A 15,607-nucleotide genomic window follows, 5' to 3' on the forward strand; every position below is an offset into this window, starting at 1 on the left:
CGACCGTAACAATCAAGGAGTGTCATGGCCTCATTGGAATGGTTGCTGCTGACCTACAAGGTCCCGGCGGAACCTGCGCGCAAGCGCGTCTCGATCTGGCGCAAGCTCAAGGGCCTCGGCGCGATCTACCTCCAGGGCGGCGTCTGTTTGCTGCCGAAGACGGACGATCACTTGCGCCGTCTCAAAATGCTGGAGAACGAGATTGCCGAGGCCGAGGGCGAGGCGTTGCTGCTGGCAACCGTCGGTCTTGATCAGAAACAGGAGGAGAAAATCATCGCCCGCTTCAACGCGGATCGCGATGACGAGTACAAGGAGTTCATCGAGAAGTGCGTGGCCTTTGAGGCGGAGATCGCCGAGGAGACACGCGTTGAGCACTTTACCTTCGCCGAATTGGAGGAAAACGAGCAGGACCTGATGAAGTTCAGGAACTGGATCGAGAAGATCCGCAAGCTCGACTTCTACAAGGCTCCACGCGCCGAGGAGGCCGCAGAGCGGTTGTCGCGTTCAGAGGCGATCCTCGACGCCTACGCTCACAACGTCTTCGCAGCACAAGAGGAGAATAGGCCTCCGGATACAACACGAGAGTGAGGATCACGGGGCACGTCATAAAGGCGATGGCTCGACGTTTTTGGTGGTCGGTCCGGCGCTCGAGCGTTGCGCCGGGCCCCGGGGCTCGGTTGAGCACCGAAGGTAGATGGAGCCACTTCCGCTGTCCTCATTGGTTTCGGAGGTAACGAAGGCAGTTCTTGCGACTTGAAAGGTTGGTGAAAGCTTCGGCGTTAAGTGACGAACCGTTACCGGTGTGCTCCAGCAAGAGAGATAGCTCGGGCAGCGGGTAGAAATGTCGCTCAGCGAATTTGATGGCGCTGCAGAGCGACCTCGATCACCTCATCTGCTAGCGATGCCGCGTTGGTCATTGTCAGCCATCGAGCGCGCGCGATGTTTGCGCGGACCAGCTTGCCAATTGTCTCGCCAGCGAGCCTTCGGAAAGCCTCGTCATCGTCGCGGTCCGGACCGATTGGAACACTTTCATCCAGGATGGTCGCCGCGAACCAGTGGTACTGGGATTGGTGGGCGAGGGCGATCAGTTTCAATTCCTCTCGACGAACCCCGTCGGGCTCGCGGCCAGAAGCTTCAAGCGCCGCTAGGAAATAGCCAAAGGCATCGAGCGGTGGACGATCGACCAAGACAATGTCGGATCTGAGGGCGGCTTCCATTTCCTGCCGAAGCCCCTCCGCCATTATCCAGAGAGTGCTTTCGTAAACGTGGTCCCGCAGAATCGGGAAGCCGGCGTCCCGGGCCCGCGACGCCGTATCGACAACTCTGCCGACCCTGAGGCCATGCGCGTTTAGCCGAGCTTCGACTTCCTTCAGGAACGATGATTTGCCGGTGGAGTGAGTGCCGGCAACGGCGATCGTTGTGTGAGCGAACCTCACAGCAGCAGGTCTTTCTGGCGCTCAACGATATCGGCGTCGCCAATGACAGTGGATCTCATCGCCTCAGGGACGCTGGAGAGCAACTCACGAAACAAGGCCACCGTCAGTGCCACGTCGTAAGGCGCGGAATGCGCTCCGGTTCGGAAATCCCCTTCGACATTGGGGGTGATGCCGAGCGCTTCCGAGAGGCTGGAGAGACTATAGGACTGCAATCCCGGCTTAATCGCCTTCGCCAGTTTCAAGGTGTCGATCGCTGCTCGAGGTTCCCAATGCGGTAGCACCCGCTTCAAGGCTTCCAGATCGACCTTCACGTTATGGCCGACGATGGCTGCGCCTTCGATCCATGTGAGGACGTCGTCGGCGATCTCGTCGAAGCTCGGCGCTTCTGCAACGTCTTCGTTCGTGATCCCGTGGATGCGGGTGACCATTTGCAAGATCGGCTCATTTGGATGGACCAGCCAATGCCGGCGGTTGCCGGTGGGAACCATTGCCTTGACCTCAGCCATGGCCAGCTCGACGATTTCGGGCGGGTTCGCCCCGTTTCCTTCGACGTCAACGATCCAGAACGCGTCGTCCCACTTCATGACCAACCGATCTCCGCGCGTCCGTGCCTCCGGGGCAGGTGAGGCAATGCTGCGTCGTGAACTTGATAGTTCAATGCATGCTGAATGAAATAGCGCTGCTGCTCGGTGCTATTCTGGACCTCGATCCGGCGGTCATCGATCCTGGCATGGTCTAGCGATAAGCCGCACTCCCGGGCAAGTTCTTGGACTCGCTCGGCCGTAGGTCTCGCGTGAGCGGTAGCGCATCGCTCGACCTGAGCACCTGGGCAAATATCGCAGACGTCCTTCAACCCGAAATGGCCGTTGTAATCGGCGGATCGGTGAGCAAATGCGATGCCGCATGACGTCTTCCGAAATAGCGGTCTCCCCGCGAAGGCCGTTAGTATCCGCGCCTCGATGTCGCGGGGTAGGATCTTGCGGCGTGCCACTTCCGGATATGCGTCCTCAAAACCAACTGATCGGAGATATGATCGAATCTCCTCTCTATGGAACAGGCCGCTGAAAACGGTCGCCGCTGCCTGCTCGGATAGTTCACGAGCTCGGGCCAGATGCGCATCTGTGTCGTTGATTCCGGCAATCAGCGGACGCCAGTAGAGGATGGCCTTGGTGCGGCTGGCGGTTGCCCGCAGAGCATGGAGCGACGCTTCGGCGATGCTGCTCTCGACGGGCTCCAACCTTTTGTCGTCGATCCCCGACCAAGTCACCAGGATGGTTAGCTTGATGTTCGAAAGGCGTTCGAGACGCTGAATATCATCGGGCTCCACACGCCATCGCGTGATAACCAGCACCGGGTTCCGCAATCCCTTGCCGTCAAGAATCTCCAGGGTACGAAAAAGGTGATCCTTCACGCCGGGAAGGAATGGATCGGTGGCGCGGTTGAGCAATTGAATTGGGGTGACGTCTTTCCGGAAGGCCCAATGCTCGACCAGTTCGCGCACTGCCGCATCGTCGTCGAGGACGAGATGCGGTTTCTTCATTTCGAAGTTCGCGAAGAGATGTCGGACGCAATATCCGCAATCAAGCGGGCAGCCGACGATATGGTTGAGGCTCAGGCCGCTTTTTCGGTAGTCGACAACCTGTCGTAATGCCGAGGGGAGATCGGGCGGAGCTTTACGTAATAGAACATCGGTTTTCATAATTCTCCCGCAGCCGTCTCCCTGTTCTCCTTCAAAGATAATAGGAGAGGCGATTGCAAGCGAGAATAGGTATATTTGCTAAAAGCCACACCGTGATCAAGTCAGACGCTGACCGGTAAATATTTTTGGCAGAGCGCCCAGTGAGCCGCCGATCAATATCACTTAAGTCAGGTGTTCCACAGCAGCGTCGGCCGAATAGAGCAATTTAATATGGGTAGGGGCGAAAACGCTCGGCATGCTGCCTTTGACGAATCAGACTCCTGACTTCGATTGGGGCGTCTTCTTTGCCTTTTCCTTTTTTGGCAGCTCGTATCCGAACTCGAAGAAAAAATGCGCGACGCGGATGTGTCCATGCGTCGGGGCCAATGCTGGATCGCGATCGTGTTCGGTGTCAAAATCGGCGGCGGCAAAAAGGATTGAAGGCTGTTCGAACGGAGATCCCGCTGCTGTAGGCCGCAACTTCAATGACGTTGCGAGGACGGAATTACCTAACGCTTTTCGGATCGGCGGAACGACTTCCGGTTGGGGATCGAGCAAAATGCCGACCATCGCTGCCACGGCCTGATGGCGGCTGTAGATGCCGGTTACAAAGCGCCCAAGCCCGCTTTGGCCGAGGTAGTGATCGCGATGGCTCTTTTGCCGGCCGATCCGCTTGAACTCGAACACCAGCTTCAATTCACGGGAACTATCGTTCCAACCGTAGACGATGTCGGTTCGGCGCTCCTCAATGATTTCGGCAGTGTCAGGATCGATGACCCCGAAATTGTCCTCAGCGGCCCACATGCCAAGGAGGCCGCGTTTTCGGGCTGTATGCGTCTCGACGTACATTCTCAGCCGCTTTGTCAGCGCGGGCTCTTTGGATTTCGGGTGAAATTCCTTGCGCGGTTGCTGGGCCAGATCGCGCCATGCATCGCAGAGCGCTTCGACGGCCTCGGTTGCGGGCTGGATTGGGAACGCCGAAAGCCAAGAAGAAGACATCGTCAGGCCGGTACCGCGAACTTGTCGGAAGGAGTTGAGAACTGCACCATGCGAACGATGTGCTCGGCATCACGCAGCGCCTGTCTCACGGTCCAACAGCGACGCGTCAGCGGGCGCACGAGATAGAGTGCTGAGTTCAGCCACAGATGCACATCTGGCACCAGGCTTAGCGTTTCGCCCGTAGGAATGACCCGCAGGCCAGCGTCTCGCAGTGCAGCCAAGGTCTGGATGACGGTGTCGCCGTCCACAACTGCGTCGTAAGCAGGCGCCTCAGTTCGTTCCGCTGCGTAGATGATGCGAACAATCCCAGATGGACCATGGCGATATGGATCGCTCGCGACCACATCAACTTTGAAACGGCCGCGTCCTTTCGTGCGAGTTCGCCACGCTGTCAGCGATTCTGCAAGCGCTCGAGCATAGATGGTGAAGTCATCTTGCCTGGCCGCGGACTGTGCCGCGGTGTCGAGGCTCTTGAAGCTCCGTGGCCGAACGGACGGCAGCAGGACTTCGACTGTTTCACGAACCAGGGTTTGTTCTTCGGGTGTCAGACCGAAATACCGGAAAATTTCGTTGTCTAGTTGCTCGTGAAGCTCAGCGTACCTTGGTGCCTGCTGTGTGTCGGGCAAAGCTGCGATGGTGGCGACGTGTTTGACCACGGCCTGCAGCGCGGCGTTCGCGACATCCGAATCGGGGGCGTTCTTGGGCTGGAAAAACGGAAAGGTTTCGACATCGGCCAGATGCACGCCATTGCGTTCGCAAAGCATCTTCCAGCCACGCATCATGAGGAAATATCGGGCCAGGCTCGATCTGAGATAGACGGCGGCAAATTTCAGCAGGTCCGCGTCGTCCTTCTTTCCGGAAATGACGCCGATGCTGTGCGTGAATGAGGCGGGGCCGTCATAATAAACGGCGCGGACGTTCGGCTCCTCCTTTGAGAAGCCGTCCGGGAAAATGACCCGAGGCCCATCAAAGACCTCCAGCACCTCATCCGTCAGACCGACAACGGTGAGCTGCTCCTCCGGCCACTTCGTAAGCAGATCCGGGTGCAAAACTGGGGAGCCAGCCCTCAATGCTTCGATGGGAATATGGCGCATACGCGTGAGTGGTCCGGTGCTGACCGCCTCTCGACTCTTGTCGCGAAGATGAATGCCTTTCCGGTTGACCCAACGGCGCGCCTCGCGGGGGCCTTTCCAGAAATCGGCAAACGTTCCGCGTAACGACAGTCTGGTCCAAATCGCCAGATCGTTCGCATCGCCCCACATGAGTGTGACGAGAAGCTGCGGGTCCTCGATAATCGACCGCGTCTGAACCTGATGGCGATCGGCGGACTGCATGCTGAGCCGCCCGAGCGCTAGGCTGATGTCCGCTTTGGGGACCCAATACTCAAAGGTCTCGTCATAGGCGATCCGTCCGGACCGACGAGCGGCGGAAAAAACGTGGCAGGTATTCTCCGCCGTTGGGAAGAGCAGGGCTTGCAGATCGCCAAAATTGATCAGCCGCGACGGCTTGTAGAGCCTCAAGGCATGAGCAACGAAGCTCTCGCTGGAGCCGCCGAGGAATTGACCGATAGGGAGGATAAGGCAGACGCGACCCTCATCCGTGAGGAACTCGGCAGCTCTCAGCGCATACGCCCCGGCGATCTGGCGACGTGCAAATGGGATCCCGGCTCGGCTGGCCCAAGCGTCAGCGGTGGTGAGGGTATCGCCTTCAGGCTCCTTCCAGGGTGGGTTCGAGATAATCAGCGTGAAGCGCTTGTTGGCAAAAGCATGCGCCTGATTAAAAAAGTCGGCAGGATCTCCGTGGACCAAATTGGTGCGCGCCAGAGAGGGCAATTTTACGCCTTCTCTCTCCTGAGCAATCAGAATGTCAGCGGGCTCCAGCCCTTCCAACAAAGATAGGTAGAGACTGAAGGCGGTCACACGACATGCCATCAGGTTGATGTCGCCGCCGAAAATTCGTTCGGAAAGAAGCTTTCCCCGCTCAGCGAAACTGAGCTGACGCCCTTCGTGCGCTTCCGAGAGGGCGATCAGGCGACGATAAGCCGTGGTCAGGAGAATGCCTGATCCGCACGCCCCATCGAAAATGATCTCGGAAAGAGGGTCGGAGGACGTCGACAATGCCTGGTCGACAGCCAGCATGGCGAGGTTCCGCGGGGTGTAATACGCTCCGTCTTGGGCTTGCTGCTCCGGCGAAAGGAACGACTCGTAGAGACCCGAGAGCAATTCGACAGGGATGTAGCTGAAGTCGTAGTTCCAGAAATCTCCCTGGCCGGTCCGCATATCGGTGCGCCCCAGGAAGCGATCCAGCAGTGTGAAACCTTCCGGAGCCAGTGCGGTCCACGGGTCGTGGCGATCGTCGCTCAAAAAGTCGCCGTTGAAGTCGGCTCGGAGCCGGTCAATGAGCGCTAAGACACCGTCTCGGTCGGCTGCGTTGACGAGTTCAGTAAGGGTCTTGACGCTGCGCCTGTCGCGATAGGTCTGGCCGGCTATGTCCCGGTGTTCGAGATATGAGATGAATAGCACTTGCCCCATCAGGAGTTCCGCCAGGCGCCGGCGCTTCCTCTCGTCGGGGGCATTGCTGAAGCCGTGCTCGGTCAATTGCTCGACTGTGGCAGCAAGGTTCGCCAGCAGTTTGCGATCCACGCGCGCCTTAAGATCAAACCATTTTGGCATGCGGCGCGAAAGATTTGCGGAAGCCACTTCGAGCGCAGAAAACGGCCCGTCAGGGCGGGCCTCGCTAAGGGATAGCCTCTGTTCCGCTCGCCTAAGCTTCCGGGCAGGAACAGCGATCGCCTTATCGCCGCGGATTTCAATCACGACGGTGGCGAGATTCTGATTCCAGATGCGCTTGCGAATCTCGTCGAGGGCTTTGGAGGAGAGGGGTTGCCCATCATTTCCCACGAAAACGACGGTGGGCACGCCTTCAACATCGAATACCGCCTGCGCACGAATGGCGCCGTCGGTCCTCAACAGCGTTTTGATTTCAAGCGCGTAGGGGTGAGCCTCGGGAACTTGCTCGTCCCGGCGATGCAGGACGGCGGTCTCGGCGGCATAGCCGAGCTTTTCGAGCCATTCTTGCACAGCAATCGTCGTCACAGTCTCAATCTCTCAGGCACTAGAACATATCATGAACGAATATCATTGCGAAGGCGGCTTCTGCCTTGTGCAGTCGATTGGCGAAAGGGGAGTCATGCTGATCGTCTCTGAGCCGAACGTGTCTCGCCCATATCTCTGGAAGCGCCTTTTCGGCGATGCAGGTTTGGCAATGAAAACAGATCAAACTGCCCATCGGCCGCAGCCTGATCGGGGAGGGCAAAGCCGTCACGGATGATCGCGAGATGCGGATCCAGATGCAGGATAAGTACGTCGCCAGGCGCGGGACGATTGTCGTCGTCAATCAGGCTCCATTCGCCATCAGCTGCCAACGCAAGACGTTTACCCCACAGCGCAAGGAATGATGTTTGGCGAAGCTGGGCCCGGAGCTCGGCGAAAAAGACCTTGTGAGCCTCCAGTTCCAGTTTGAACTGGCTCTTCAGCCGGGCAGCAATGCGGAGCACAAGGATTGTTTGCCAGCTGAATTTGGCGGGGGAGCCCTTTTGGCGCGGTCGCACGTCAGCCGGGATGAGCGCGCGCCGATTTGTCCATTCGCGGAGCTTATCCGTCGAAAGGCCGGTTAGCTGCGTGGCGACGGGCGTGGTAACGAACCGCAGCGGAACCTCCCTTGAGAATGGGCATGATGCCCGATCTCTGCATAGAGAACGGGTACCATACCCGAACCGAGAGATAAACCGCCACCGCGCTCACCCATTCGACCTGGCAACAATAATTGCTTGGCTGCAGATCGCCGGGCGAAAGCGTCCACCGAACTCGATGATGGCTCCGCGAGTCCGCGTGAGGGTAACGGGCGTTTACCCGTTAACGTGTCCCAGAAGATCCGCTAGGCCGGAGATTCAGGCCTGTGCGGGCCTCTTCGAGAGCATACCACCGCTCATCTCGGGGCATGCGTGCGCGGCGAAGGGGTTCGGCCAAGACAAAGAGCATCCTTCTTCGGAATGCCAAAGGGCTCTCCGCCAGCAAGAAGGGTTTTTCCTGATCGGTACCTGGGGGAAACCAGGGTTTTGCCAAGAACCGCGCCTTTCGGTCCGTCCATTTGGGCGGCTCTCCCAGTCTCCACCGGCGGGCCAAATGCTCGCCAACAGCGCCGATAAAAGCGTCGGTCTCGGAATGTCCGAGAAGGGCTGGTTCGGCAGAAAGACCCGCAATCCTGGTGTGCCATCATCCCGCGGCCGAAGACATTCAAGCTAGGCTGACGGCTGCCCGGGGAGGCAACTAGGTGTTTGACTGACTAGTTGAGCCAGTCGTCGGGGAGGTTCCTCTTTCGAGCGACCGCGTCCGCTGCCTCATAGAGGAACTTCGCTTCGGCCATGAAGACGGAGTCTACGTCTCGGGTAAGCTATGGGCTAGAGCATCCGCTGATGGATGGGCCGAATCCGTTTTGAAATCCGACCACCGTGCTGAAGGCGAGATAACATCTTGCTACTTGCAGGCTGCTTGGCGACAAAGGTGCGATTGCGAACGCAGTTTGTCAGCTGATCAACGCGCCAAATCGAAGCCTCTTCATAGAAGGCATAGCTCGGCTTGTGCAGGAATTCATGGTCGCCATCGTTCCCGTTGCCAAGCACGCAGGCGAGGTCGTCCGCTTTCGTGTTTGTCAATTTGGTGATGGGAACTACCAACGCTTTTCCGTCAGAGCTGACGGCTGTGATCACCACGTGGAGGTGCATCCTATTCGGATCGTGCCTGGGCCCCGACGGGATTAATAGGCACGCGCCGAGTTCTGGCGTCCAGGTCGTATGGTAGGCCCGCATAGTCGCTCGTGAACTAGTGCCGCATTCCGTCAGCGCCGAATCGCGTTGAAGCGGATTTGACCGCGTTCGCGATTTCGACGCCTTCTACGAGCGTTTCGACATTCGGCTTGCCAAGTGCGCGGAACAGATCCGAATAGCTGATCTGCCGCGATGAGCCATTTGGATCAGTCCATTCGGCGCACTCATCATGGGTCAAATCCCGCAGAGCGAAACCGTCCAGATGTCCATATTTGGCCCAGACCTCATCGAGCACTTCGACATTCGCGATGGAGAGGTGGTCGAGGGTTTCGATGGAAACGCCGGGGGCGGCATTTACGGCGTAGTGAGCTCGAGCTCCGACGTAGTGCTTCCATTCCGGATTGTCTTGAGTGACGCCGTTCACGTGATCGAGCGTCTGGGAGAGCACCGGACCGTGAGGCATGGCGACCAGCGTGTCACCGGTGAGAGGCAGTTCATATGCATCCAGGTAGGCTCGTTCCGCGAGGTAGACGAGCTTGGCCACCTTAAGCACATCGATGGAGCCTCCTTCGCGGAGAGCGAAGTATGCGGTGACCTGCGCTGCCTTTTCGACGTTAAATGTGCTCATTAGACACCTTTGTCGATCGTCGACTCGCGCCGACCGATCCTATGGGTTGAGATAGCGTGTGTACGCGTCAGTTGCTAGGCCTCGGCGCCTCAATCAGGCTGCCGGATCGGGAGCGTGCGTCTGTGACGTCGAACCCAAGCGCTAAAATTTCTCGGGGATTATCCGTCAAAAGCTGCAATTCAAAGACCTGAATCAAAAACTCAAACTCAGAGTCACTTGTTCGTAAATTTGGACCGCCTTTGAACCCGGCTAGCCGCGCTGGCTTGGACCAAGGGTCTATGACTCATTACAGGCCAACTCGATTCAGATAAAAATGGACGCTCGGCATTGCCGAGCGTCCGACTCCGATTGCGGAATTTCGCGTCCCTGCATCACGGGCCGCCTCGGCGATTCACACGGCAAGAGCCGCGCGCAAGTCCGGCCGAAGCCGCGCCATGCTCAGCTAGCAGTGAACCTCGCAGGCTCGATGGCCATGTTCCTGATCGGCACCTGGCAGGAGAATAAAGGGGATTGATCCGAGCGATGACGTTTCGATTAAGGTGTTCATCTAGTTCGGCAATCAGTTGCTACCGTTGCGAGAGGTGCGATATCATTTGCAACGGGGGATATTATGACGGCCAACCAGTATTTGCAGAACATCCTGGCCCGCGAACGGGTCGATGTTAGCGTGAACTCCCCTCTGCGCGGCTGCGCGAACGTAGTTCTACCTCATCTCCGCGCCTGGGCCGGCAACAGCCTCGTCGATGTATCGCCGAGTGGATCTTTCGCTAAAGGGACCGCGGTAAAGAGCGGAACCGATATCGATCTGTTTATTTCGCTCTCGCATGAACTAACGGCGACCCTCGAGTCGATTTACGACACCCTCTTCAACCGCATGAGCCAACAGGGGTTTGCTCCTCGTAAGCAGAACGTGTCGATCGGCGTCAAAATCAATGGCCACGATGTCGACTTGGTGCCGGCGCGGCGCCAGGACGCTCGAGGACAGGACCACAGCCTCTATAAGAATCGAAAAGGCAGCTGGACCCAAACCAACATCGCGACCCATATCGGGCTAGTTGCGAACTCCAAGCGGACCGAGGAAATCCGTGTCCTCAAGCTATGGCGTAATCAAAATGGGCTCGATTTCCCTTCGTTTTACCTCGAGCTGCTCGCTATCGAGGCCATGAAGGGCAAGCAGGTGGGCGACCTGGCCACCAACGTCTTTTCGACGTTTGCCTATTTCCGGGACTATGTAGGGAGCTCGCGCATCGTCGATCCCGCCAACACGAACAACGTGATTTCCGACGATCTGGACGCCTCAGAGAAGGCAAGGATCGCCAAGCTTGCCGCCCAAGCCGCGGCCGCCAAGACTTGGGGAGAGATCGTCCGATGACCTGGTCTCTGGATCAGCTCTTGGCTGGGCTCCATGACGATATTCAGGGCAAGTTGGCTGCTGCCCGGAAGCTGTTAGGCCATCCTGTCGACAAGGGCGATGCCAGCGAGGCCGCCTGGCTCGAGTTGCTCAGCACCTACCTGCCCAGGCGCTACAGCGCCGATAAAGCATACGTCGTCGATAGCGAAGGCAAGTTCAGCGACCAAATGGACGTAGTGGTTTATGACCGGCAGTACTCCCCCTTCATCTTCGTCATGGAGGGAACGAAGATCATTCCGGCCGAAAGCGTCTACGCGGTTTTCGAGGCGAAGCAGTCGCTGAACGCTGACCAAGTTGCCTACGCGCATAAGAAAATCAGTAGCGTAAGGGTTCTCAAGCGCACCAGCCTTCCCGTTCCGCATGTCTCCGGAACGGCGAAGCCCAAACCCCTGCATCACATTCTCGGCGGTCTATTGACCCTCGAGAGCGATTGGAAGCCGCCCCTGGGGCAGCCGCTCGCAGCGGCCTTGGCCGCAGGAGATCCTCTGGCGCAGGTCGATCTGGGATGTGTCGCAGCCCATGGCCACTATCTCAGAGAGCTCGACGAGCGGGGCTATACCTTCACCGCAGAGGGCAAGCCGGCGACCGCCTTTCTATTCGAGCTGATAGCTCGGCTGCAGGCCCTGGCCACTGTGCCGATGGTCGATATTCGAGCCTATGGTGCCTGGCTGTCCCCCGATCGGCCGGCGGAGTGAGGCATGGCGCGGGCGTCGGGCTTCGATAAACTCCAGCGTGAACTGGACCAGTTTGCCAAGGCAGCCAAAGCTCTCGATGGCGACATCGTTGAGCTGAAGTTCAATGCGTCAAGCGCGGATAGCGTGGAAACGGCAGTTGCGGAGATGAGAGCCGCTGTCCAAGCTCGTGTTTCACCTTACCTCGGCAGCAAGATGGTTCAGAAAATGGTAGCAGAGGTCATTGCGAATTACGAGCAGAAAATTCTTGAACGCGCTTCTGAATCTAGAATTAGTAGGGAAGAAGATATTATGACTTCGGTCGAAGGTGATGAAAAACAAGATACGCTGCGTCAGATCGAGAACGTGGTCTCCGATCTTCGACGTTCGGAAGCAAATACATTCGACAGGCATATTAAGAAGCTATCCCGCCTCCTCCACACTGACGAACTCGACGAGATTAGCAACGAGCTCATCGCCGGCGTTGATCTGGATGCATGGCTGGCCGAAGGGAATGAATCCCAGGGCAGTATGATGGGGAGCGCGACGCTTAGCTGGCCAGAACGCAATTCTGAGGAGTTGGGTCTGGTCGCAGGCCTTATCGACAAATTCGCGAAGACTCCCGACGAGGCGGCCACATTCTCCCACACGTTTTACTACAACGGGAACAACATCAGTCGAAATCTCCAGAACATGGTCTCTCAGATGATCGTCCCGTTCGCACGGGACTTCATCGATCACGTAAAGGCAAAAACAGGCGTGATCGAAGCCACTACTGTTGGAAGATCGGCTGCAAAGCCCGCTGCACGCAAAGTCTTTATTGTTCACGGCCGCGACGAGGGACCGCGAGAGGCGGTCGCGCGATTCCTTGAGAAACTGCAGTTTGAGGCGGTAATCCTGCATGAGCGGGCCAATCAGGGCCGCACGATCATCGAGAAGATCGAAGCTCATGGTGACGTCGGCTTCGCCGTCGTTTTGCTGACACCGGACGATGAAGGGAAGTTCAAGGGCGAGACACCTCGCCCCAGGCCACGCCAGAACGTTCTGCTCGAGTTAGGTTACTTTATCGGGCTACTAGGCCGCTCCCGGGTCTGCGCGCTGAAAAGCGGCGAGATGGAAGTGCCTTCGGACTTCGGAGGCGTCGTTTATACCGCCTACGACGCAAGTCGGGGCTGGCAACAAGAGCTCGCCAGAGAGTTGCAGGCAGCCGGATTTGAAATCGACTGGAACAAGATCATGGGCTCTCGGTAAGCTCACCACCAGCCGATGCCACGCCCGCCGGCAATGATTGCAATGAGTGCGAGCGATCCTCCGATCCAAATGGCCAGCGGTCCTTCGGCAGCGAACTCGATAAGCCAGGGCACTTTGACGGTCAGGCGATTGCGTTGTCGGTTCATGGTGCCCACGCTGGCATGGCTGGCTATCGAAGCGGACCCGGACGCGCGTCCGGTGGTGCATCATTGATCATGATGGTTGCCGTGCTGTGGCGGCAGGCCCCGAGCTCGGGGCGTCAGCGGCGCCCTGGGCGGCGCAGGACTCTAGGCAGCGGATAATCCAGGCATTCAGAGACTGACTGTTAGCCTTGGCCCGATCGGCAAGCCGGTCGCGAAGGCTCTCCGGCATGCGAAGGGTGTATTTCACCTCGGCCGCGCCGGCTTCCGGCATCTCGCCAAACAGCTGCTCAATCAGCTCCGGCCGCCAGCTGGCATTCTTCTCCAACCACTCTCGAGCCTGCTCCGGAGTGATCGGCTCAATCCGTTCGAAATCCTCTTCGTCTCGGCCGGAAAGATATTTGGCGATGAAAAACACGCCCAGGCGGTTCTGGTAGAGGTGCTCCCCGTATTCATAAGGGCCTGGGTCCTGATCGAAACCGGCATGCTTGGTTGCCGTTTCGGTGTTGTAGGTTTTGCCATCGATGATGCGTTTGATTGTGAATGCCATGCCTATCCCCACTTGCCGTCAACTGATGTCAGGCTGCATCACTTGCCGTCACCTGTCAACACATGACGGCAAGTGATCGATTGATGGCGTTTTTATAGGAGCATGCCGTGGCCGGGGGCAAAAACAACTATCAGCTGAACGGCGAGATCGTGCTGCGGGACGTCTACCGGCTCGCGACGATGACCCTGGCAGATCCGATCGTGATGAGCTTCATGGAGAAGGATGCCAATGAGCCCCTGTATCGACTTCGGGCGCAGTATCTCGAGGATGAGCTCGTTCATCAGCTACTGAGCGCGGCAATCAGCAATCGAACTCAGATCGAGCACATGACCGACCATAGGGCGGCTATGGACGGACAAGGCTTTCAGCCCGCGGCATATGAGTGCGGAGTTCTGCAGCCTGACGCGGACAAAAATGACCGTGGGCCACTCTCATTTCATGAGGCCTGCCACAAGATCATCCACGCCACGAACATCGTCGCGCAGACGCCGGAAGCGCCCGAGACAAGCCCGATGAAAATGGAGCTGACCCTGCGCGGCACCAAGGGCAAGCTGACGTGGGTCGCGCACCTTGATCTGCTAGCTTACCTGCGCGGCTCAGTCGAGAATTTTGGGGACTTCCGATGAGCCAGATCGTTCCAGCTGGCAGCGCCGCGCTCGCCCCTCAGCTTATCTCAGCCGCGGGCGAAAGGGCGGACGAGATTACGCTGGACGAAGTGGAGCGGGTGCTCATTTGAGTGCAATCTGGGACAGTCGGCTTATCGAATGGAATCGACCCAGATCCTGGGTCTCGCCGCTGTCGCGATGGCTGCGGCCGCATCTAAGCCAAGGTATCCGCACGCTTGAACGAATGGGAGAGCAGGATCTCTGCCATGACGATCATACGTGGCTGAAGGTCGCTCAGACCGTCCTAAAACGGCCCTATGAAGAGGTCACCTAGCAGCTGTGCGATGCCCTGTCTTTCGGCTCAATGAGAGTATTTCATGCCTGCCGCGTTGCGGACGCCGGCGTGTATTTCCGGGAGGGTATCCGCAAGAACGATCCCGATGTTCTGGCAGCGCGGCTGTCTGCCCTGCTCGATGAAGAGTCCGGCTTGGCTTATCACCGGCCGAAGGTCGCTGAACTTCTCTCCGATCAGGAATTGTACGATCGCGACCGGGGCCGCGTTTACGTCACTGCCGACGATAAAAGCCTTATCGAATCCGCTGGCCATTACCTAATCTACGGCAGTGAATGGCTCATGTGCATGCTCGGCCATGCCGGCCATGAGGCGCTTCGCCGGCGCGGTGTGCCCACGATGCTGCAACTTGATCTGCCGCTGAGCGCAGCAACGGTGCGTGAGCGGAGCCAGCTCGCCGAGACCCTCCTGCAAGAATGGGTGCGCATCAAGGTCAATCGGCCGGACTGGGTGCCAGAACTCGACTTTACGTTCTGCCTCAGAGGCGACGTCCCCCCGGAATGGCTGGTAGGTCACTACCATCCCGAGACGGTCGTCGATGTTCACCACAGCTACATTCCCAGGCGGACAGCGAATCCATATTGCGCCCATTGCCGCGGCGCAGATTGAAACGGCACCCTTTCGCCAGTGATTCGGGAGGGAACGACGTGAGCGCTGACTTCGACTTTGACGATATGGCTCGGCTGCTTGCCCTCGAGCATGCCTTCCTCTCGATAGCCCTCATCTCGGCCGGCAATTTCTCGGGTCTGAATAATGTCAGCACCAGCGAGGCTGTTCAAATGTTTCGAGACGCGATCGAAGGGTCCGTCTACGACGCAGGCGCCCGGCCAAAGGAGCTCCAAGTTGCCATGAGCGCCCACCTGAAGCGGATGTTCGACCACATTGCCACTATGGCAAAGCATGCAGATCAGGGAGCGTCCTAGCGAAATTTCGGTCAAGAAACCGTTTTTGATAAATCAAAATAGATGCGGCCTTTTGGCCCCATCATTTAGTGCATAAAATGCGTAACAGCAGCTAATAGATAACCTGTGGCAATAATAATATAAGCAATTGTTAATAAC

At 58.0% G+C, this 15,607-nt stretch carries 17 protein-coding genes; 8 read left to right on the forward strand and 9 right to left on the reverse strand.

Going from position 1 to position 15,607, the window contains the following annotated elements; genetic code table 11:
* Nucleotides 1–24 precede the first annotated feature (24 nt).
* A complete protein-coding gene (locus CE453_RS13015) occupies nucleotides 25–588 on the forward strand; it encodes a Chromate resistance protein ChrB (RefSeq protein WP_089174977.1) in 564 nt (187 codons plus the stop codon).
* A gap of 260 nt (nucleotides 589–848) precedes the next feature.
* Here CE453_RS13015 and CE453_RS13020 read toward each other — a convergent pair whose 3' ends face one another.
* From CE453_RS13020 to CE453_RS13055, 8 genes are all read right to left on the reverse strand, one after another.
* Entirely contained in the window at nucleotides 849–1,436 is a 588-nt protein-coding gene (locus CE453_RS13020) for an AAA family ATPase (protein ID WP_089174978.1), read from the reverse strand.
* Nucleotides 1,433–2,020, reverse strand: coding sequence for a 3'-5' exonuclease (locus tag CE453_RS13025; RefSeq protein ID WP_089174979.1), 588 nt, complete (start codon nucleotides 2,018–2,020; stop codon nucleotides 1,433–1,435). Before CE453_RS13025 ends, CE453_RS13020 begins: the two co-directional genes overlap by 4 nt.
* Nucleotides 2,017–3,135, reverse strand: a complete 1,119-nt coding sequence (locus tag CE453_RS13030; protein ID WP_089174980.1) for a radical SAM family protein — start codon at nucleotides 3,133–3,135, stop codon at nucleotides 2,017–2,019. The genes CE453_RS13025 and CE453_RS13030 overlap by 4 nt, the downstream gene beginning before the upstream one ends.
* 252 nt (nucleotides 3,136–3,387) lie before the next feature.
* A complete protein-coding gene (locus CE453_RS13035) occupies nucleotides 3,388–4,113 on the reverse strand; it encodes a Fis family transcriptional regulator (RefSeq protein WP_089174981.1) in 726 nt (241 codons plus the stop codon).
* 2 nt (nucleotides 4,114–4,115) lie between these two features.
* The gene (locus tag CE453_RS13040) at nucleotides 4,116–7,208 is read right to left on the reverse strand and encodes an N-6 DNA methylase (RefSeq protein ID WP_089174982.1); all 3,093 of its coding nucleotides are present in this window, start codon (nucleotides 7,206–7,208) and stop codon (nucleotides 4,116–4,118) included.
* A 92-nt stretch (nucleotides 7,209–7,300) separates the two neighbouring features.
* Nucleotides 7,301–7,669 (reverse strand): hypothetical protein, encoded by a 369-nt coding sequence (locus CE453_RS13045; protein WP_198302334.1) that lies wholly within the window; start codon nucleotides 7,667–7,669, stop codon nucleotides 7,301–7,303.
* A gap of 903 nt (nucleotides 7,670–8,572) precedes the next feature.
* A complete protein-coding gene (locus tag CE453_RS13050) occupies nucleotides 8,573–8,884 on the reverse strand; it encodes a hypothetical protein (RefSeq protein WP_157733029.1) in 312 nt (103 codons plus the stop codon).
* Nucleotides 8,885–8,993: 109 nt separating this feature from the next.
* Entirely contained in the window at nucleotides 8,994–9,566 is a 573-nt protein-coding gene (locus CE453_RS13055; RefSeq protein WP_089174984.1) for a Panacea domain-containing protein, read from the reverse strand.
* Nucleotides 9,567–9,879: 313 nt separating this feature from the next.
* Between CE453_RS13055 and CE453_RS13060 the strand changes: the two genes are divergently transcribed.
* The 4 genes from CE453_RS13060 to CE453_RS13075 all read left to right on the forward strand — a co-directional run bounded on the left by CE453_RS13060 (nucleotide 9,880) and on the right by CE453_RS13075 (nucleotide 12,899).
* The gene (locus tag CE453_RS13060; RefSeq protein ID WP_089174985.1) at nucleotides 9,880–10,080 is read left to right on the forward strand and encodes an abortive infection family protein; all 201 of its coding nucleotides are present in this window, start codon (nucleotides 9,880–9,882) and stop codon (nucleotides 10,078–10,080) included.
* A gap of 96 nt (nucleotides 10,081–10,176) precedes the next feature.
* Complete coding sequence (locus CE453_RS13065) at nucleotides 10,177–10,938, forward strand: nucleotidyltransferase family protein (protein WP_089174986.1); 762 nt, start codon at nucleotides 10,177–10,179, stop codon at nucleotides 10,936–10,938.
* Entirely contained in the window at nucleotides 10,935–11,672 is a 738-nt protein-coding gene (locus CE453_RS13070) for a DUF6602 domain-containing protein (protein ID WP_089174987.1), read from the forward strand. The genes CE453_RS13065 and CE453_RS13070 overlap by 4 nt, the downstream gene beginning before the upstream one ends.
* A gap of 3 nt (nucleotides 11,673–11,675) precedes the next feature.
* On the forward strand, nucleotides 11,676–12,899 hold the full coding sequence (locus tag CE453_RS13075; protein WP_248308056.1) for a TIR domain-containing protein: 1,224 nt from the start codon (nucleotides 11,676–11,678) through the stop codon (nucleotides 12,897–12,899).
* A 213-nt stretch (nucleotides 12,900–13,112) separates the two neighbouring features.
* On the opposite strand, the gene CE453_RS13080 is transcribed toward CE453_RS13075, so the two are convergent.
* Entirely contained in the window at nucleotides 13,113–13,589 is a 477-nt protein-coding gene (locus tag CE453_RS13080; RefSeq protein WP_089174988.1) for an Arc family DNA-binding protein, read from the reverse strand.
* Between the two features lie 107 nt (nucleotides 13,590–13,696).
* Here CE453_RS13080 and CE453_RS13085 point away from each other — a divergent pair, with 107 nt between their 5' ends.
* From CE453_RS13085 to CE453_RS13100, 3 genes are all read left to right on the forward strand, one after another.
* Nucleotides 13,697–14,215, forward strand: a complete 519-nt coding sequence (locus CE453_RS13085; RefSeq protein ID WP_089174989.1) for a hypothetical protein — start codon at nucleotides 13,697–13,699, stop codon at nucleotides 14,213–14,215.
* A 382-nt stretch (nucleotides 14,216–14,597) separates the two neighbouring features.
* A complete protein-coding gene (locus CE453_RS28615; RefSeq protein WP_157733030.1) occupies nucleotides 14,598–15,155 on the forward strand; it encodes a hypothetical protein in 558 nt (185 codons plus the stop codon).
* A 38-nt stretch (nucleotides 15,156–15,193) separates the two neighbouring features.
* On the forward strand, nucleotides 15,194–15,469 hold the full coding sequence (locus tag CE453_RS13100; RefSeq protein ID WP_089174992.1) for a hypothetical protein: 276 nt from the start codon (nucleotides 15,194–15,196) through the stop codon (nucleotides 15,467–15,469).
* Nucleotides 15,470–15,607: the final 138 nt, after the last annotated feature.

It is taken from the genome of Bosea sp. AS-1 (assembly GCF_002220095.1).
Classification (GTDB): domain Bacteria; phylum Pseudomonadota; class Alphaproteobacteria; order Rhizobiales; family Beijerinckiaceae; genus Allobosea.